This window comes from Paraburkholderia sp. Cpub6 (genome assembly GCF_014201065.1).
GTDB lineage: Bacteria > Pseudomonadota > Gammaproteobacteria > Burkholderiales > Burkholderiaceae > Paraburkholderia > Paraburkholderia tuberum.
In genome coordinates, this window is the sequence record NZ_JACHDM010000019.1 from 107,761 (window position 1) to 125,271 (window position 17,511).

General features: G+C 64.9%; 15 protein-coding genes. 6 read left to right on the forward strand and 9 right to left on the reverse strand.

The genetic code is table 11. From position 1 onward, the window contains the following. Nucleotides 1–76: 76 nt before the first annotated feature. Nucleotides 77–1,363, reverse strand: coding sequence for a glutamyl-tRNA reductase (hemA, locus tag HDG33_RS26525; RefSeq protein ID WP_184035929.1), 1,287 nt, complete (start codon nucleotides 1,361–1,363; stop codon nucleotides 77–79). A 79-nt stretch (nucleotides 1,364–1,442) separates the two neighbouring features. Continuing rightward, on the reverse strand, nucleotides 1,443–2,153 hold the full coding sequence (locus HDG33_RS26530) for a response regulator transcription factor (RefSeq protein WP_184035932.1): 711 nt from the start codon (nucleotides 2,151–2,153) through the stop codon (nucleotides 1,443–1,445). Nucleotides 2,154–2,382: 229 nt separating this feature from the next. Here HDG33_RS26530 and HDG33_RS26535 point away from each other — a divergent pair, with 229 nt between their 5' ends. Genes HDG33_RS26535 through HDG33_RS26545 form a run of 3 tightly spaced genes read left to right on the forward strand, consistent with a single transcriptional unit; the run spans nucleotide 2,383 to nucleotide 5,151 of the window. Then, the gene (locus tag HDG33_RS26535; protein ID WP_184009140.1) at nucleotides 2,383–2,661 is read left to right on the forward strand and encodes a hypothetical protein; all 279 of its coding nucleotides are present in this window, start codon (nucleotides 2,383–2,385) and stop codon (nucleotides 2,659–2,661) included. 18 nt (nucleotides 2,662–2,679) lie between these two features. Continuing rightward, nucleotides 2,680–4,494 carry an aminopeptidase P family protein gene (locus HDG33_RS26540; RefSeq protein WP_184035935.1) on the forward strand — a complete coding sequence of 605 codons (1,815 nt, stop codon included), beginning with the start codon at nucleotides 2,680–2,682 and terminating at the stop codon, nucleotides 4,492–4,494. 33 nt (nucleotides 4,495–4,527) lie between these two features. Then, nucleotides 4,528–5,151, forward strand: coding sequence for an HAD family hydrolase (locus HDG33_RS26545; protein WP_184035938.1), 624 nt, complete (start codon nucleotides 4,528–4,530; stop codon nucleotides 5,149–5,151). A gap of 14 nt (nucleotides 5,152–5,165) precedes the next feature. Here the strand turns inward: HDG33_RS26545 and HDG33_RS26550 are convergent, their stop codons facing one another. From HDG33_RS26550 to ychF, 7 genes are all read right to left on the reverse strand, one after another. Then, a complete protein-coding gene (locus HDG33_RS26550; RefSeq protein WP_184035941.1) occupies nucleotides 5,166–6,290 on the reverse strand; it encodes a DUF748 domain-containing protein in 1,125 nt (374 codons plus the stop codon). Nucleotides 6,291–6,444: 154 nt separating this feature from the next. Beyond that, the gene (ettA, locus tag HDG33_RS26555) at nucleotides 6,445–8,109 is read right to left on the reverse strand and encodes an energy-dependent translational throttle protein EttA (protein ID WP_184035945.1); all 1,665 of its coding nucleotides are present in this window, start codon (nucleotides 8,107–8,109) and stop codon (nucleotides 6,445–6,447) included. Between the two features lie 231 nt (nucleotides 8,110–8,340). Then, nucleotides 8,341–9,429, reverse strand: coding sequence for a sn-glycerol-3-phosphate import ATP-binding protein UgpC (locus HDG33_RS26560; protein ID WP_184035948.1), 1,089 nt, complete (start codon nucleotides 9,427–9,429; stop codon nucleotides 8,341–8,343). Nucleotides 9,430–9,480: 51 nt separating this feature from the next. After that, nucleotides 9,481–10,326 carry a sn-glycerol-3-phosphate ABC transporter permease UgpE gene (ugpE, locus tag HDG33_RS26565; protein WP_184035951.1) on the reverse strand — a complete coding sequence of 282 codons (846 nt, stop codon included), beginning with the start codon at nucleotides 10,324–10,326 and terminating at the stop codon, nucleotides 9,481–9,483. Then, a complete protein-coding gene (gene ugpA, locus HDG33_RS26570; protein WP_184035954.1) occupies nucleotides 10,323–11,207 on the reverse strand; it encodes a sn-glycerol-3-phosphate ABC transporter permease UgpA in 885 nt (294 codons plus the stop codon). Before ugpA ends, ugpE begins: the two co-directional genes overlap by 4 nt. Before the next feature lie 72 nt (nucleotides 11,208–11,279). Continuing rightward, entirely contained in the window at nucleotides 11,280–12,605 is a 1,326-nt protein-coding gene (gene ugpB, locus HDG33_RS26575; RefSeq protein ID WP_184035957.1) for a sn-glycerol-3-phosphate ABC transporter substrate-binding protein UgpB, read from the reverse strand. 721 nt (nucleotides 12,606–13,326) lie between these two features. Beyond that, nucleotides 13,327–14,421 carry a redox-regulated ATPase YchF gene (ychF, locus tag HDG33_RS26580; RefSeq protein ID WP_184009123.1) on the reverse strand — a complete coding sequence of 365 codons (1,095 nt, stop codon included), beginning with the start codon at nucleotides 14,419–14,421 and terminating at the stop codon, nucleotides 13,327–13,329. Nucleotides 14,422–14,689: 268 nt separating this feature from the next. Here ychF and HDG33_RS26585 point away from each other — a divergent pair, with 268 nt between their 5' ends. The 3 genes from HDG33_RS26585 (at nucleotide 14,690) to HDG33_RS26595 (ending at nucleotide 17,398) form a co-directional block, all read left to right on the forward strand. Then, the gene (locus HDG33_RS26585; protein WP_260330594.1) at nucleotides 14,690–15,058 is read left to right on the forward strand and encodes a hypothetical protein; all 369 of its coding nucleotides are present in this window, start codon (nucleotides 14,690–14,692) and stop codon (nucleotides 15,056–15,058) included. A 236-nt stretch (nucleotides 15,059–15,294) separates the two neighbouring features. Next, nucleotides 15,295–16,467, forward strand: a complete 1,173-nt coding sequence (locus HDG33_RS26590; RefSeq protein ID WP_184035960.1) for a UbiH/UbiF family hydroxylase — start codon at nucleotides 15,295–15,297, stop codon at nucleotides 16,465–16,467. 205 nt (nucleotides 16,468–16,672) lie between these two features. Beyond that, the gene (locus HDG33_RS26595; protein ID WP_184035963.1) at nucleotides 16,673–17,398 is read left to right on the forward strand and encodes a DsbC family protein; all 726 of its coding nucleotides are present in this window, start codon (nucleotides 16,673–16,675) and stop codon (nucleotides 17,396–17,398) included. The last annotated feature ends 113 nt before the right edge of the window (nucleotides 17,399–17,511 follow it).

The following is a 17,511-nucleotide window of genomic DNA, read 5'->3' on the forward strand; positions in this document are numbered from 1 at the left end:
ATGGGCGAATGCCCGGGGCGGAAGCACTTTGCGAGCCACGGCGGTGGCGCGCGCGGGTGCGGCGAGCACTGCGCCGCTAACGCTCGGTAGAGCCGGGGTGTTTGTAGAAGCCGCTCATCAGCTCGATCAGCTTGTCGCGGTTGTCGCTGCTCGCGCGATTCAGCGCGTGCGTAGGACCATGGATCAGCTTGTTGGTGAGCGATTGCGACAGTGCCTCGAGGACTGCGGCCGGATCGTCGCCGCGCGCGAGCATTTTCTGCGCGCGTTCGACCTCTGCGCGGCGCAGCGTGTCGGCCTGGGTGTGCATGTGGCGGATCACCGGCACGATGCTGCGCGCATCAAGCCACTGCATGAAGGTCTGTACGCGCGTTTCGATGATCGCTTCGGCCTGCGCGACCGCGGCCTGGCGCGACGCATTGCCTTCGCGGACGATCGCGCCGAGGTCGTCGACGGTGTACAGGAACACGTCTTCGAGCTGGCCGGCTTCGGGTTCGATGTCACGCGGCACCGCGAGGTCGACCATGAAAATCGGCCGGTGACGGCGCGCCTTGACCGCGCGCTCGACCGCGCCAAGACCGATGATCGGCAACGTGGACGCCGTGCACGACACGATGATGTCGAATTCGTGCATCCGCGCGGGGAGCTCGGAGAGCGGAATGGCGCGGCCGTTGAAGCGCTCGGCGAGCCGCATGCCGCGCTCGGCGGTTCGGTTCGCGACGACGAGTTCCCGCGGATGCTGCGCCGCGAAGTGCGTCGCGCAAAGCTCGATCATTTCGCCAGCACCGATGAACAGCACGCGCTGGTTCGCGATCTTGTCGAAAATGCGTTGGGCGAGGCGTACCGCGGCGGCGGCCATCGACACCGACTGCGCGCCGATCTCGGTGGTGCTGCGCACTTCCTTCGCGACGGCGAAGGTGCGCTGGAATAGCTGATTCAGGTAGGTGCCGAGGGCGCCGGCTTCGGAGGCGGTGCGCACCGCGTCCTTCATTTGTCCGACGATCTGCGTTTCGCCGAGCACCATCGAATCGAGCCCCGACGCGACGCGGAACGCATGGCGCACGGCTTCGGACTGCGGCAGCGCATAGACGTGCGGCGCGAGTTCGTCGATGGGGAGGTTGTGGTACTTCGACAGCCACTGCACCGAGGCTTCGCGCGCGGCGAGGTCGTCGGTCGCGCAATAGAGTTCAGTGCGGTTGCAGGTGGACAGAATTGCCGCCTCGGGCGCGTTGGGGGCCATGTGGCCCAGCCAGATGCCTTTGAACGTGTCGAGAGCGGGCTTTATCTGTTCGAGCGGAAACGCCACGCGTTCGCGCAAGGCGACAGGCGCAGTGTGATGGTTGATTCCGATCGTTAGAAGCTGCATGTGGGGGAGCTATCGTTCAGCCACATATTATAGCGTTTCCACGATACTCACATCCTGCCCGCCATATATCCCGCATGCGTCAGTTCGCGCCTGTCAGGCTCTCCGGCGGGATCGCGTCGAGCTGGTAACCGTAACCATAGACCGGCGTCAGCGTGTAGCCAAGCTCCGGGCGCAGTTGCAACTTGCTGCGCACGCGCGACGCGTGGGTGTCGATGGTGCGCGACTTTACGTCGCGACGGCGGGCCCACACGGTTTCGAGAATATGCGCGCGCGACACCGGCCGCGCAAGATTGTTGAACAGCACCAGCGCGAGGCGGAATTCCTTCGGCGTCAGGATCACGGTCAGGTCGCGGAATGTCACGGCCAAATTCGCCGCGTCGAACGTATAGCCGCCGATCACGTCGCGTCGACGGTTGGGCGGCCGCCGCAGGCCCGCACGGCGCTGCAGCGCCTCGACGCGCGCGAGCATTTCGGGGCCGCGCACTGGCTTGCTGAGACAGTCGTCGGCGCCGGCATGCAGCGCGGCGACGATCTGGCATTCGCGCGGTGCGCTCAGCAGCATCATGACGGGCAGGCCCGGCAGAATGGAGCGCGCGCGCGGGATCACGTCTTCGGCGCAATGGTCGCCGGCCCAACTTTCGGTGATCAACAGGTCGAAAAATTCGTCGGTAGCGCGCTGCAGGAACGTGGCGCTAGTGGTGAAGTGCTGGCACGCGTGGCCGCCGGCGAAAATGAGCCGGTCAACCAGTTTGGCGTGTTGCACGTCGGGTTCGATAAGGGCGATGCGCATGGCGCTGCGTCAGCCTGGCAACGGGCGAAGCATGAGGCGTTTTCGTCAGACTTACAACTTGCCTAAGCACACCCCGATCCCTAAACTCAACCGCTATGCGGAAAGCGCCGTGCTGAACTTGTATAGTTGAGGAGGCAAAAATGCTAGCGTTGGCGGCTCCTTTCGCCTATGAGACGAATCCGAAATTGATCTTGCCGTGTTTGAGCGCCCAGTCTGGAGTCGACGCCTGATGGGTTGGCCAGGCATTCTCGTACTCGGCGCGGTGATCGGCCTCGCGGGCTGGTGGTTGCATCCGCAGCGCCGCGCGAGCCGCGCCCGCTGGTGGGCCGCCCTGTTGGCCGGTGTGCTCGGCACGAGCGTCGCGCGGATGGCCGGCAATGTGACAAGTCTCTTCCATGACGGCGACATGCTCGAATGGCCGGTATGCACCGCCGTCGCGCTCATCGCCGTCGCCGTGACGGTCGGCCTCTTGTCGCGTCAATCAACGCGCCGGTCAATCCGTCGATGAATCCTTGCAGGTAACTCCATGAACGCCCGATTTCCCGAAACCTCCTCCATTCCCGAGCGCCTCGCGAGCCTGCGCGCCGCGATGGCGCGCGAAGGCATTGCCGCTTACCTCGTGCCGTCGGCGGATCCGCATCTGTCCGAGTATCTGCCAGGGCGCTGGCAAGGCCGCCAGTGGCTGTCGGGCTTCACCGGCTCGGCCGGCACGCTGATCGTCACCGCCGAATTTGCCGGCGTCTGGACCGACAGCCGCTACTGGGAGCAGGCGAGTGCGCAGCTCGCCGGCAGCGGTGTCGAGCTGATGAAGATGACCGGCGGCCAGCTCACGACGCCGCATTTCGAATGGCTCGCGCAGAACGTCGCGAGCGGCGGCACGGTCGGTGTGGACGGCGCGGTGCTGGGCGTTGCGGCCGCGCGCGCGTTGAGCGCCGCACTGAACGCGCGCGGCGTGCAATTGCGCACCGACCTCGACCTGTTCGACGCGATCTGGGCGCAGCGCCCGGCGCTGCCCGCCGACGCCGTCTTCGAGCACGCCGCGCCGCAAGCGGGCGTCACACGTGCGGACAAGCTTGCGCAGGTGCGTCGCGCGATGGTCGAGAAAGGCGCGCAGTGGCACTTCATCTCGACGCTCGACGACCTCGCCTGGCTGCTGAATCTGCGCGGCGCCGACGTCAGCTACAACCCGGTGTTCGTCGCGCACGCGCTGATCGGCGTGGATCGGGCGTCGTTATTTATCGCCGACGGCAAGGTGTCGCCGGCGCTCGCCGAAGTGCTCGCGCGCGACGGCATCGGCGTCGAGCCGTACGCGAAAACCGCCGACACGCTTGCTGCGCTGCCAGCCGGCAGCACGCTGCTGATCGATCCGCGCCGCATCACGTACGGCTCGCTGCAGGCGGTGCCGTCGTCGGTCAAGGTGGCCGAAGCGGTCAATCCGTCCACTTTCCTGAAGTCGTGCAAGACCGCCGCCGATGCCGCGCACGTGCGTGAGACGATGGAGCAGGACGGCGCCGCGCTCGCCGAATTCTTCGCGTGGTTCGAAAGCGCGCTCGGCCGCGAGCGCATCACCGAGCTGACGATCGACGAGCGTCTGACGGCAGCTCGCGCGCGCCGTCCCGGCTTCGTGTCGCTGAGCTTCGCGACGATCGCGGGCTTCAATGCGAACGGCGCGATGCCGCACTATCGCGCGACCGAGGAGTCGCATGCGGTGATCGAAGGCAATGGCCTGCTGCTGATCGATTCGGGCGGCCAGTATCTGAGCGGCACGACCGACATCACACGCGTCGTCCCGGTCGGCACGCCGAGCAGCGAACAGCGCCGCGATTTCACCGTCGTGCTGAAAGGCATGATCGCGCTGTCACGCGCGCAATTCCCGCGCGGCATCCGCTCGCCGATGCTCGACGCGATCGCGCGCGCGCCGATCTGGCAGGCCGGCGCCGACTATGGCCACGGCACCGGTCACGGGGTCGGCTACTTCCTGAACGTGCACGAAGGCCCGCAGGTGATCTCGCACTACGCGCCGGCCGAACCGTGGACCGCGATGGAGGAGGGCATGATCACGTCGAACGAGCCGGGTCTGTATCGGTCGGGCAAGTGGGGCGTGCGAATCGAAAACCTCGTGCTGAACGTGGCCGCGGAAAAAACCGAATTCGGCGACTTCCTGAAGTTCGAAACGCTGACGCTGTGTCCGATCGACGCGCGCTGCATCGAGCTGTCGCTGCTGCGCGACGACGAGCGCGCGTGGCTCAACGCGTATCACGAGACGGTGCGCGCGCGCCTCGCGCCGCATGTATCGGGCGACGCGAAAGCGTGGCTGGAACTGCGCACGCAACCCATCTGAGCATAGCGACGACCTTCCAAAGGAGCGTGGTGCATGGCGATCAAGGCAGTGGTGTTCGATTTCGGCGGTGTGCTGATCGACTGGAGTCCCGAGTACCTGTACCGCGAGCTGATTCCCGACGAAGTCGAGCGCCGCTGGTTCCTCACGCACGTCTGCTCGATGGACTGGGTGATCCGCCAGGATGGCGGTCAGCCGATCGTCGAAGCCACCGACGAGCTGATCGCGCGGTTTCCCGATCACGAACCGCTGATCCGCGCGTTCTATGAGCGCTGGCACCAGATGGTGGCGGGTGTGCTCGACGACGGCATCGCGCTGATGGAAAAGCTCGAAGCGGCCGAGGTGCCGCTCTTCGGGCTGACCAACTGGTCGGCCGAGACGTTTCCGTACGCGTGGGAGCACTATCCGGTGCTGCGGCGGTTTCGCGACGTCGTCGTGTCGGGGCGCGTGAAACTCGTGAAGCCCGACCCGGCGATCTTCGCGGAGATGCGCCGGCGCATCGAACTGCAAATGCCCGGTGTCGAGCCGGCCGAACTCGTCTTCATCGACGACAACGCGAAGAACGCCGAAGCCGCGACGGCGCTCGGCTGGCACGGCGTGCATCACACGAGCACCGCGCAAACGGAAGCCGAGCTGCGCGAGTTGGGCTTGCCGGTTTGAGCTGACCGCCGCCGCTACTGCCCCAGCAGATTCTTCAGCGCATTACCGAGACCCTTGACGGTCTCGCCCGCACCCTTCGCGACGCCTTCGACGCTGACCCCGAGCGCCTGCGCAAATCCCGCGCCGATGCGCGTGAGGATTCCTTCGCGCACCGAGAACTTCGGATCGCGCAGATCGCCGTCGAGCACGAAATGCAGCGTGATATTGCCGTTATGCGTCTTCAGCGCCGCGACGGCGGCGTGGGTCGGAATCGACATGAACGTCTCGAGCGGATTGTCGGATTCGGCGAGCTGCAGATTGTGGACCGTCACCGTGCCGGGCGCATGGAGATGATAGTTCCGCACCGTCGATTCGATCGTCAGATCGACGGTGCCGCCCGTCACCTGTGCGCGCGTGCCGGCCTTCTTCAGCAGATACTGATCGAGCATCGCAATATCGACGCCGCGCAGCGTGCTCGTCGTCTGCGAATCGCGGCTGGCGATTTTGATCCAGCCGTCGAACGTCACGGTGCCCGTATGCGCCGGCCCCTTCATCGAGCCGCGAACGCTGACATGGGTCGGTTCGGTAAGCGCCGGCAGATGCAGATGGTCGACGCTCGCGTTGGCGTTGCTGACCGTGACCTTGAACGGCGGCGGCCCGACAGTCATGTCGTAGAAATGGAAGTTGCCGTGTTCGAACCGGATATGGTCGACCAGCTTTTCGCGCGGGATCGGCGGCGCCGTGCCGGCGTTGCCCGGCTGATCGCCGCGGTTCAGCGATTCGCGCAGGTTCGGCAGCAGATTCAGCGAGCCGTCCTTCGTGCGTAACACGGCCATGTCGAAGCCGCGCACGACGACCTCGCGGATATGCATGCGCCGCGCGATCAGATCGCGCACGTCGGGGGTGATCGTGATTTCGTCGGCGCGTAGCGGTTCACCCGCTGGCCAGTCAGGCGGCGCTTTTAGCACGACGTGGGTGAGGTGTACCGAGGTGAGGCCGACGTCGATACTGTCGGCGCTGCCGAGCGGCCCGAGCGCCGCGCTGACGCGATTCTTGACTTCCTGTTGCGCGAATTGCATCGCGCCGATCGCGATCAGAACCAACGCCAAAAGCGTTCCGCCCACGATCACGATCCAGCGCCTGCCCTTCGACATCGCCATGCCTGTCTCCTCGTCGCCGCGTCGCGCGGCGCTGTGTTGACCGTCTGTCGCGTGCGCGAGACTTTCACGCGCGCCTCCATAGCGACGGTTAGCAACGCGCATGCCCCGCAGCCCGTGCGGCATCGCGCCAGACGGGCCGTCGTCCGCCCGCTTCTTAACGCGAGATCGGCTTGTAGCGCAGGCGCTTCGGCCGCGCGCCTTCCTCGCCGAGACGCGCGCGCTTGTCCGCTTCGTATTCCTGGTAGTTGCCGTCGAAGAACGTGACTTGCGAGTCGCCTTCGAACGCGAGGATATGCGTCGCGATACGATCGAGGAACCAGCGATCGTGCGAAATCACGAGCACCGAGCCCGCGAATTCGAGCAGCGCGTCTTCGAGCGCGCGCAGCGTTTCGACGTCGAGGTCGTTCGACGGTTCGTCGAGCAGCAGTACGTTGCCGCCCGCGATCAGCGTCTTCGCCAGATGCAGACGACCGCGCTCGCCGCCGGACAGATTGCCGACGATCTTCTGCTGGTCGCCGCCCTTGAAATTGAAGCGGCCGATATACGCGCGCGATGGTGTTTCGTACTTGCCGACCGTCAGCACGTCCGCGCCGCCCGAGATTTCCTCGAACACGGTCTTGGTGCCTGCGAGCGCTTCGCGGCTCTGGTCCACGTACGCGAGCTTGACGGTCGGACCCTGCACGATTTCGCCCGAATCGGGTTGCTCGCGGCCGGTCAGCATACGGAACAGCGTCGATTTGCCGGCGCCGTTCGGACCGATGATGCCGACGATCGCGCCGGCCGGAATCTTGAAGCTGACGTTATCGAGCAGCAGCCGGTCGCCGTACGACTTGCTGACGTTCTTGAACTCGATCACTTCGTTGCCGAGGCGGTCGCCGACCGGAATGAAGATTTCCTGTGTTTCGTTGCGCTTCTGGTAGTCCTGGCTGTTCAGCTCCTCGAAGCGCGCGATACGCGCCTTCGACTTCGCCTGGCGGCCCTTCGGGTTCTGGCGCACCCACTCGAGTTCCTTCTTGATCGCCTTCTGGCGCGCGGACTCCGACGCTTCTTCCTGCTTCAGACGCTCTTCCTTCTGATCGAGCCAGCTGCTGTAATTGCCCTTCCACGGAATGCCGTGACCGCGGTCGAGTTCGAGAATCCACTCGGCGGCGTTGTCGAGGAAGTAGCGATCGTGCGTGACGGCGACCACGGTGCCCGGGAAGCGCGTCAGGAACTGCTCGAGCCATTCGACCGATTCCGCGTCGAGGTGGTTGGTCGGCTCGTCGAGCAGCAGCATGTCGGGCTTTTGCAGCAGCAGCTTGCACAGCGCGACGCGGCGTTTTTCGCCGCCCGACAGATGCTCGATCTTCGCGTCCCATGCCGGCAGGCGCAGTGCGTCGGCGGCGATTTCGATCTGCTGCTCGGCGCTGCCGTCGGTCGTTGCGAGGATCGCTTCGTACTTCGCCTGCTCGGCGGCGAGCGCGTCGAAGTCGGCGTCCGGCTCCGCGTAGGCCGCGTAGATTTCGTCGAGCTTCTTCTGCGCTTTGAACACGTCGCCGAGGCCTTCCTCGACCGCTTCACGCACGGTTTTCTGCGGATCGAGTTGCGGCTCCTGCGGCAGATAGCCGATGTTCAGGTTCGGCATCGGTGTCGCTTCGCCTTCGATCTCCGTGTCCACACCGGCCATGATGCGGATCAGGGTCGACTTGCCCGAGCCGTTCAGGCCGAGCAGGCCGATCTTCGCGCCGGGGAAGAACGATAGCGAAATGTCTTTCAGGATCTGGCGCTTGGGCGGCACGATTTTGCCGACCCGGTTCATGGTGAAAACGTATTGGGCCATTAGCTTGCAGTAGACGTTGACGACGCCGGCCGCGTGCGGGCGGGCAGTCGGGGGTGAATGGGTAATCGGTGTGAGGGCCGGGCGGAACACCCGGCGCCGGCCGGCGCGGCGTCGGATTCGACGGCGCTGCCGCGCGCGGCATGTGGTTCAGGTGGCATTGTACTTCGCGGCGAGGGCCGGGCGGCAGGGGGGGCCGGCGGCGGGCCGCCGTCGCGGCGCGCCGCGGGCGTCTCAGTTCGCGCGCCGTCCAGTCGCCGGATCGAAAAAGTGCAGATGCTGCGCGGGCAGCACGACCTGCAGCGCCTCGCCGGCCGCGGGACGATGCGCGTGAGGCAGCCGCGCGGTCACATCGTGCTTGCCCCAGCGGCCGTGTGCGAGATTGTCCGCGCCGAGAATTTCGCAAGAATCGACGCTCAGTGTCGCGAACGGTGCGTTGGCCGTGCCCGGGCTCAGATGCTCGGGGCGAATGCCGAGCGTCCACTCGCGGCCTGTCGCGACTTCGCGGCCGATCGACGGCACGCCCGCGAGCGGCAGCTTCGGGCCGTTGCCGGCGACGTCGAAGGTCGAGCCGTCGTCCGCGACACGGCCTTCGAGCAGGTTCATCCCCGGCGAGCCGATGAAGCTCGCGACGAACACCGTGGCCGGCCGCTCGTAGACTTCGGTCGGCGCGCCGATCTGCTCGGCGTGGCCCTGGTTCATCACGATCACGCGCTGCGCCAGCGTCATCGCTTCGATCTGATCGTGCGTGACGTACAGGCTCGTGGTCTTGAGGCGCGCATGCAGACGCTGGATTTCGAGGCGCATCTGCACGCGCAGACGCGCGTCGAGATTCGACAGCGGCTCGTCGAACAGAAACACCGCCGGCTCGCGCACGATCGCGCGGCCCATCGCGACGCGCTGCCGCTGCCCGCCCGACAACTCGCGCGGCTTGCGCTGCAGCAGCGCGCCGAGCTCGAGAATCTGCGCGGCGGCTTCGACGCGTTTGGCGATCTGCGCACGATCGACGCCCGCGATCTTCAGCGCGTAACCCATGTTCTCGGCCACGCTCATATGCGGATACAGCGCGTAGTTCTGGAACACCATCGCGATGTTGCGATCCTTCGGCTCCAGATCGTTGACGACCTTGCCGGCGATCGAAATGCTGCCGTCGGAGATGCGCTCGAGCCCGGCGACCATTCGCAGCAAGGTCGATTTGCCGCAGCCGGACGGCCCGACCATGACGACGAATTCGCCGTCGGCGACGTCGACGTCGATGCCGTGCAACACGAACTGTTTGCCGTCGTAGGTTTTCTTAACGCTTTGCAGAGTCAGTGCAGCCATGCCGTTCTAGCCTTTTGTTTTTGAGTGCTTGTCGCTGTCCGCCATACCGGATCATTTTTCCGAATCCACGAGGCCGCGCACGAACCAGCGCTGCATCGTCAGCACGACGGCGAGCGGCGGCAGCATCGCGAGCAGCGTGGCCGTCATCACCAGATGCCATTCGGTCGCGGTATCGCCCGAGGCGATCATCCCCTTGATGCCGATCACCGCGGTGATCAGCGACTGCTGGCTGGTGATCAGGATCGGCCACAGATACTGGTTCCAGCCGTAGATGAACGTGATCACGAAGAGCGCCGCCATCGTGGTCCGCGACAGCGGCAGCACGACGTCCCAGAAGAAGCGCAGCGCGCCCGCGCCGTCGATGCGCGCGGCTTCCATCAGCTCGTCCGGCAGCGTCTTGAAGAACTGGCGGAACAGGAACGTCGCGGTCGCCGACGCGATCAGCGGCAGCGTCAAACCGGTGTACGTATTGCTCAGATGCATCGACGACACCACCTGCACGGTCGGGAAAATCCGCACTTCGACCGGCAGCATCAGCGTGACGAAGATCAGCCAGAACGCAAGCGTGCGAAACGGAAAGCGGAAGTAGACGATCGCGTACGCGGAGATCATCGATACGGCGATCTTGCCGATCGCGATGACGAGCGCCATCACGAGGCTGTTGAACAGCATGCGATTGAACGGCGCCGCGGCGTTGCCGGTGCCCTGCGTCCAGATCGTGACGATGTTCTCGAACAGATGCGTGCTCGGCACGAGCGACAGCGGCACCGTGAACACCTCGTGCTCGCTCATCGTCGCCGCGCAGAACGCGACGTACACCGGAAACACCACCAGCGCGACGCCGATGATCAGCACCGCGTGACAGAACAGGTCGAAACCGCGTCGGTTCTCGATCATGAGTATTGAACCCTGCGTTCGATGAAGCGGAATTGCACGACGGTCAGTGCCACGACGATGATCATCAGCACGACCGACTGTGCGCCCGAACTGCCGATGTCGAGCCCCTGGAAGCCTTCGGCGAAAATCTTGTAGATCAGCGTGCGGGTGGCCTGGGCTGGGCCGCCGCCGGTCGCCGCGTCGATCACGGGAAAGGTGTCGAAGAACGCGTAGGTGATGTTGATCACCAGCAGAAAGAACGTGGTCGGCGACAGCAGCGGCAGGGCGATGCCGAAGAAGCGGCGCACCGGACCGGCGCCGTCGATCGCGGCCGCTTCGATCAGCGAGCGCGGAATCGCCTGCAGGCCCGCATAGAAGAACAGGAAGTTATAGCTGATCTGCTGCCAGACCGACGCGAGCACGACGAGGAACATCGCCTGACCGGGGTTCAGCGCGTGATTCCACACAATGCCGTGTTTCGCGAGCGCATACGTGACGAGGCCGATGCTCGGGTTGAACAGGAACGACCACAGCACCGCGGCGATCGCGGGCGCGACCGCGTACGGCCAGATCAGCAGCGTTTGATAGGCCTTCGCGCCGCGCGTCACGCGGTCCGCGCAGACCGCGAGCAGCAGCGAGATCACGAGGCCCGACACGGTGACGAGCGTGCAGAACACAATCGTCGTGTTGAACGACGCCAGATACAGCGGGTCGGCGAACAGCTGTTTGAAGTTCGCGAGTCCGACGAACGCGCTCGACGTACCGAACGCGTCCTGGGTTTGCGTCGATTGCCAGAGCGCGACGCCCGCCGGCCACAGGAAGAACACGAGCGTGATGAGCAGCTGCGGCGCGACGAGCAGGTAGGGCAGCGCGCTGGTGCCGAAGTAGGAGCGCTTTTCCATCGGGATGTCCAGAGTGTGCTGCAACGACGGGTTCCCGCGCGGGAGCGCCGGAACCCTGCCTGCAGGCGATGCTTAGTTACCGGCCTTTTCGAAGCGGCGCAGCAGGTCGTCGCCGCGCGCGACGGACGAGTCGAGCGCCTGTTGCGGCGTCTTCCTGTCCGCCCACACCTGTTCGAGTTCTTCGTCGATCACGGTGCGGATCTGCGGCATGTTGCCCAGACGCAGGCCCTTCGTGAACGGCAGCGGCGGCTTGTTCAGCATCTGGCGGATCGCGGTGTCGCTGCCGGGGTTCTTGTCGTAGAAGCCCTGCTGGCGCGTCATGTCATACGCGGCGGTCGTGATCGGCAGATAGCCGGTGTCCTGATGCCACTTCGCGGCGACTGGCGCCGTGGCCAGATAGGCGAGGAACTTCGCGACGCCCTTGTAGACGGCCGGGTCCTTGCCCGACAGCACCCACAGGCTCGCCCCGCCGATGATCGCGTTCTGCGGCGCGCCCTTCACGCTGTCGTCGTACGGCATCATGCCGGTGCCGAAGTTGAACTTCGCGTATTTCTTGATCGTCGCGAGCGAGCCTGACGAGTTCGTGATGATGCCGCAGTCGCCGCTATAGAACTTCGACACCGGTTCGTCCTTGCGGCCGACATAGGTGAACGTGCCGTCCTTCGCCATGTTCTGCAGGAACTGGATGTGCGCGACCTGCAGCGGCTTGTTGAATTCGAGCTGCGCGTCCATGCCGTCGAAGCCGTTGTTACGCGACGCGAACGGCGCCGCATGCCACGCGCTGTAGTTCTCGAGCTGAATCCAGCTTTGCCAGCCCGACGAGTAGCCGCACGACATGCCCGAGGCCTTCAGCTTCTGCGCATCGGCGTGCAACTCGGCCCAGGTCTTCGGCGGCTGGTTCGGATCGAGGCCAGCCTTCTTGAACGCATCCTTGTTGTAGTACAGCACCGGCGTCGAGCTGTTGAACGGCATCGAGATCAGTTCGCCGGTTTTCGAGTCGCTGTAATAGCTCGCGATGGTCGGCACGAAGGCTTTCTGATCGAGCGGCAGGCCCGCGTCCTTGAATACCTGCGTGACCGGGACGATGGCTTTCTTCGCCTGCATCATCGTCGCGGTGCCGACCTCGTAGACCTGCAGGATGGCCGGCGCGTTGCCGCTGCGATAGGCGGCGATGCCGGCGGCGAGGGTCTGGTCGTAGGTGCCCTTGAACACGGGCACGATCTTGTAGTCGTTTTGCGATTTGTTGAAGTCGTTCGCGATGTCGTTCAGACGTTCACCCAGTGCGGCTTCCATGGCGTGCCAGAACTGGATTTCGGTCGCGGCGTGAGCCGCCTGGCTGACGCCGATGCTCAATACAGCGGCAACGGAAAGTGAACGGAACAGCGGCTTGTAATTCATCGATTTGTCTCCGGTTCGGAAGGGGCGCGGACGCGAATCGCGCGATTCTAGTTGTGTTCGATGACATTCCGGCGGCGGCGCGCCGGAAGCCGAAATTTAGCATTGGCTGTCAGGGAAAAGAAATAAACGGGAATCTATTCGGGAAGATCACGGGTGATGCAACTCGGGCCATGGCGCGGGCAAAAACAATCGCCTCATCCAACCCGTCCGATCGGTCGGGCCAATACCTGAAGGTTCGTACACGATTGGGTCGCCAAGGCATTCCCATCATGTCGGAGCTTTCGGCATGCCATTGACGCCTAATCCGGGAACGCACACTTTCGGCAGGGACGCCTTCTTCATGCATGGCGACAGCTAGAGTCATCCGGGTAGCCTGGCCATAGGGGCCGACGGCGCGAACGCGGAAGGTTTGGGAATCGCTCTTGCCTATGCGTGGCCGAGAAATCCCGCAGCTGTGCTGAAGGTCGTAGACCCTGTCGAAAGCGACAGTCACATTCTCGCGATATCGCGTGTGTGCGGCATTCCGTTTATTGACGATGCGCCGAAAACCTACAAGGCCAAAGCGTTGCACGCTGTTTCGGCGGTCACGACCGCAAATCCGCACATCAAGGCCCGTTGCCTCGACGCGTTGCGGAAGTCGTAGCGCGCAAACAAAAAAAGCCCGCAACCCCTGTGGGTTCGCGGGCCTTAAGCGCGCAGCGCAGTTTGCGCTGCTTCGCGCTTACACGTTGAACAAAAAGTTCATCACGTCGCCATCATGCACGACGTACTCCTTGCCTTCCGCGCGCATCTTGCCGGCTTCCTTCGCGCCTTGTTCACCCTTGTAGGTGATGTAGTCGTCGAAGCTGATCGTCTGCGCGCGAATGAAGCCGCGCTCGAAGTCGGTGTGGATCGCGCCGGCCGCCTTCGGCGCCGTATCGCCGACGTGGATCGTCCACGCGCGCACTTCCTTCACGCCGGCCGTGAAGTAGGTCTGCAGGCCGAGCAGCTTGAAGCCCGCGCGGATCACGCGGTTCAAGCCCGGCTCATGCATGCCCATGTCGGCGAGGAAGACTTCCATGTCGGCTTCGTCGAGGTCGGCGATTTCCGCTTCGACCGCCGCGCACACGGCCACGACCGGCGCGCCTTCAGCAGCCGCGAACTTCGTGATCGCGTCGAGGTGCGGGTTGTTCTCGAAGCCGTTTTCCTTCACGTTGGCGACGTACATCGTGGGCTTGGCGGTGATCAGGCAGAACGGCTTGAGGGTAGCCTTTTCTTCATCGGTCAGATCGAGCGCGCGGACCGGCTTCGCCTGGTCGAGCTGCGCGCGGACCTTCTCCAGCACCGCCGCGTTCTTCGCGGCTTCCTTGTCGTTACCCGACTTGGCCGCCTTGGAATAGCGCGCGAGCGCCTTCTCGACGGTCGCGAGGTCGGCAAGCGCGAGCTCGGTGTTGATTACCTCGATGTCCGACAGCGGATCGATCTTGTTCGCGACGTGAATCACGTTGTCGTCTTCGAAGCAGCGCACGACGTGCGTGATCGCGTCGGTTTCGCGGATGTTCGCGAGGAACTGGTTGCCGAGGCCTTCGCCCTTGCTCGCGCCGGCCACCAGACCGGCGATGTCGACGAACTCGACCACGGCCGGCAGGATGCGCTCCGGCTTGACGATTTCGGCGAGCGCCTTCAGCCGCGCGTCCGGCACCTCGACGATGCCGACGTTCGGCTCGATCGTGCAGAACGGATAGTTTTCGGCGGCGATTCCCGCCTTGGTCAGCGCGTTGAACAGGGTGGACTTGCCGACGTTGGGCAGGCCGACGATGCCGCATTTGAGGCTCATGGAAATCCTTCAGTGAATCAGTAGGTTGCGTGATGCGCTCGACGCTGCGCGCGGATTCGGAAAGCCTTCGCGTAAGGTGGGGCGCGGCAGGCTCAGCGGAGCGGACAAGACACCGAATCGGGGCGTTGGCTCGACGATTGAGTGCGAGTTTTCACGGAAAGCGCAATTGTAACCCGTTCGCCCGCGCGGACCCGCCGGCGCATTGGCGCGAAGCCACTGTAGAATCGTCGGTTCGGAGTCGGCAGAGCTCAATTTCCGGGGGAGCAACGTGGGACTCATCAGATGGGTTGGGATCGGCGTCGCCGCCGCGGTCGTGGTGGGCTCGGTCGCGACATGGGTCGCGCCGAATTTCGACGAAGCGCAGGCCACCACCGACCGGCAGACCATCGATTGTTTGACGACCCACCTGTCGCACGAAGATCACGCCGACATCGCGCGGTTCGCCGATAAGAACGACTACGACTCGCTATGGCGCGTGTTCGATCGCGTGTTCCCCGACTGCGCGGTACGCAGCGATCAGCGCGATCGCAAGGCGGAGCTCGAGGCGGCCGCGTGGCGCAACCTCTCGTCCAATCGCGACTTCATGCGCATGCGCGAGGCGAACGCGGCGCTCGCGGCAAGCGCCGCGACGCATTAGCACGACGCATCGAGGCCGCGCGGCCACCGGCCCGGGACTCAAATGCGCGTGGCCGCCAACGCATGAAGTGCGGGTTGCGCGAGCGGTCGGCATCAGACGCGCACAGTCCCGCCGACAACCTCAGACTCTCACCCCACACACCATGTCCGGCACGAGCCCGCGAGGCCCCGCGCACAGAGCCCAACGGCCGCGCCCGTCGATCCGTCCCCCGCAACCCCCGCGGCTATAATGCGCGCATGAACGCACACCACCAGACCTTTGATGCCGCCGTGATCGGCGGCGGGCTCGTCGGCAAGACCGCGGCGCTCGCGCTCACGCAAGCCGGACTGCGCGTCGCACTGCTCGCGCAGCCTTGCGCGGCGCTGCCCGCCGGTGCTGTCTTCGACTCGCGCGTCTATGCGTTGTCGTCGAGTTCGCAGGCCTTGCTCGAACGGCTGCGGGTCTGGCAGGCGCTCGATCACACACGGCTCGGTCCCGTCTACGACATGCGCGTCTACGGCGACGCGCACGCCGAGCTGCATTTCTCGGCGTTTCAGGCATCGGTACCGCAGCTTGCGTGGATCGTCGAGTCGTCGGTGATCGAGCGCGCGCTCGATGCCGCGCTGCGCTTCCAGCCGAACCTCACGTGGATCGACACGCGCGCGCAGGCGCTCGATTTCTCCGTCGACAACGCGAGCGTCGGCCTCGCGAACGGCAGCGTGCTCGAAGCGGATCTGGTAGTCGGCGCGGACGGCGCGCACTCGTGGGTGCGCGCGCAGATCGGCTCGAAGATGGTGCGCCGCGACTACAGACAGATCGGTGTGGTCGCCAATTTCAAGGGTGCGAAGCCGCACGGCGAAACCGCGTATCAGTGGTTCCGCGACGGCGAGATCATCGCGTTGCTGCCGATGCCGGACGGCCACGTGTCGCTGGTCTGGTCGGCGCGCACCGAACACGCCGAGCAGTTGCTCGCGCTCGATCCCGAGCGGCTCGCCGCCGAAGTCGAGCACGTGAGCGGTGAACAGTTCGGTGCGCTCGACTGCGTGACGCCCGCGCAGGGCTTCCCGCTCGCGTTGCAGACCGTGGACCGGCTCGTCGCCCCGCGGGTCGCGCTGGTCGGCGATGCCGCACATCTGATCCATCCGTTGGCAGGACAGGGCATGAACCTCGGCTTGCGCGACGTCGCCGCGCTCGCGAGCACGATCGGCGGCAAGGAGTCGTTCCGCGATCTCGGCGACATGGTGCTGCTGCGTCGCTACGAGCGCGCGCGCCGCGAAGACATTCGCGCGCTGATGATCGCCACCGACGGCCTGCAGAAACTGTTCTCGGTGCCCGGTCCGCTCGCGCGCGCCGTGCGCAATACCGGCATGGCGTTCGTCGGCGCGCAGCCATTCATCAAGCGCTGGCTCGTATCGGCCGCGCTGGGGTAAACCGCAATGAGGCGTCGGGCGGATAGCCGATGGCCGGTCACCGGCGCCCGGGACAGGTATCATGACCGGATCGAAGCGCTGCGATCCGCCCCTTATCCGACCCCCGATCGAACCTGATCGAGCCTGATTGAACAGATAGGCGGCCGAAACTCGCGGCCGGAACGTAAAAAACGCGCAGGTGCGCGACTGACTCCAGGACTCCAGCATGAAAAAGACCTTCCGAATCGCCGCTGCCGCGCTCGCGATCGGTGCCGCTACGCTCGGCTGCTCGGCGCAGGCCGACCAGACCACCGACAAGCTCAAGGCCACCTTGCAAACCCGTCTTTCCGACGTGACGATCAAAAGCGTGTCGAAGACGCCGATCGCGGGCCTGTACGAAGTGAATCTCGGCACGCAGATTGTCTACAGCGATGCGAGCGGCGACTACCTGATGCTCGGCGACATGGTGGACTCGAAGACGCGCAAGAATCTGACCGAAGCACGCCTGTCGGAAACCAACCGCATCGACTTCGCGAGCCTGCCGTTCGGCAACGCGGTGAAGGTCGTGCGCGGCAACGGCGCGCGCAAGATCGCGGTGTTCTCCGATCCGAACTGCCCGTACTGCAAGCAGCTCGAAAAAACGCTGCTGTCGATCGACAACGTGACGGTCTACACGTTCCTGTACCCGGTGCTGTCGCCCGATTCGACGGCCAAATCGAAGTCGATCTGGTGCTCGGCCGATCGCGCGAAGGCGTGGGAATCGTGGATGCAGGACCGTCAGGCGCCGACCGCCGCCGCCACCTGCGACACCGCCGCGATCGACAAGAACCTCGCGCTCGGCCGTTCGATGAACGTCGAAGGCACGCCGACGGTGTTTCTCGCCGACGGTCGCCGCCTGCCCGGCGCGGTGCCGGCAGATCGGCTCGACAAGGAACTGTCGGCCGTGCACTGAACAGCACGCAGCGCCACGCCCGCCGCGGGCGCAACAGATGCAAAGTTCAAACGAAAGGAGGCGCACGCAGCGCCTCCTTTCGCATCGAGCCCCGAACTTCCCCGCCTCACTCT

Bases quoted from the DNA above. Each gene is read 5' to 3' on its own strand.
- ychF (WP_184009123.1), bottom strand. From the start codon at position 14,421: ATGAGCCTCAAATGCGGCATCGTCGGCCTGCCCAACGTCGGCAAGTCC.
- HDG33_RS26560 (WP_184035948.1), bottom strand. From the start codon at position 9,429: ATGGCTGCACTGACTCTGCAAAGCGTTAAGAAAACCTACGACGGCAAA.
- ettA (WP_184035945.1), bottom strand. From the start codon at position 8,109: ATGGCCCAATACGTTTTCACCATGAACCGGGTCGGCAAAATCGTGCCG.
- HDG33_RS26535 (WP_184009140.1), top strand. From the start codon at position 2,383: ATGGGTTGGCCAGGCATTCTCGTACTCGGCGCGGTGATCGGCCTCGCG.
- ugpA (WP_184035954.1), bottom strand. From the start codon at position 11,207: ATGGAAAAGCGCTCCTACTTCGGCACCAGCGCGCTGCCCTACCTGCTC.
- hemA (WP_184035929.1), bottom strand. From the start codon at position 1,363: ATGCAGCTTCTAACGATCGGAATCAACCATCACACTGCGCCTGTCGCC.
- HDG33_RS26540 (WP_184035935.1), top strand. From the start codon at position 2,680: ATGAACGCCCGATTTCCCGAAACCTCCTCCATTCCCGAGCGCCTCGCG.
- HDG33_RS26550 (WP_184035941.1), bottom strand. From the start codon at position 6,290: ATGGCGATGTCGAAGGGCAGGCGCTGGATCGTGATCGTGGGCGGAACG.
- ugpE (WP_184035951.1), bottom strand. From the start codon at position 10,326: ATGATCGAGAACCGACGCGGTTTCGACCTGTTCTGTCACGCGGTGCTG.
- HDG33_RS26590 (WP_184035960.1), top strand. From the start codon at position 15,295: ATGAACGCACACCACCAGACCTTTGATGCCGCCGTGATCGGCGGCGGG.
- HDG33_RS26530 (WP_184035932.1), bottom strand. From the start codon at position 2,153: ATGCGCATCGCCCTTATCGAACCCGACGTGCAACACGCCAAACTGGTT.
- HDG33_RS26545 (WP_184035938.1), top strand. From the start codon at position 4,528: ATGGCGATCAAGGCAGTGGTGTTCGATTTCGGCGGTGTGCTGATCGAC.
- ugpB (WP_184035957.1), bottom strand. From the start codon at position 12,605: ATGAATTACAAGCCGCTGTTCCGTTCACTTTCCGTTGCCGCTGTATTG.
- HDG33_RS26595 (WP_184035963.1), top strand. From the start codon at position 16,673: ATGAAAAAGACCTTCCGAATCGCCGCTGCCGCGCTCGCGATCGGTGCC.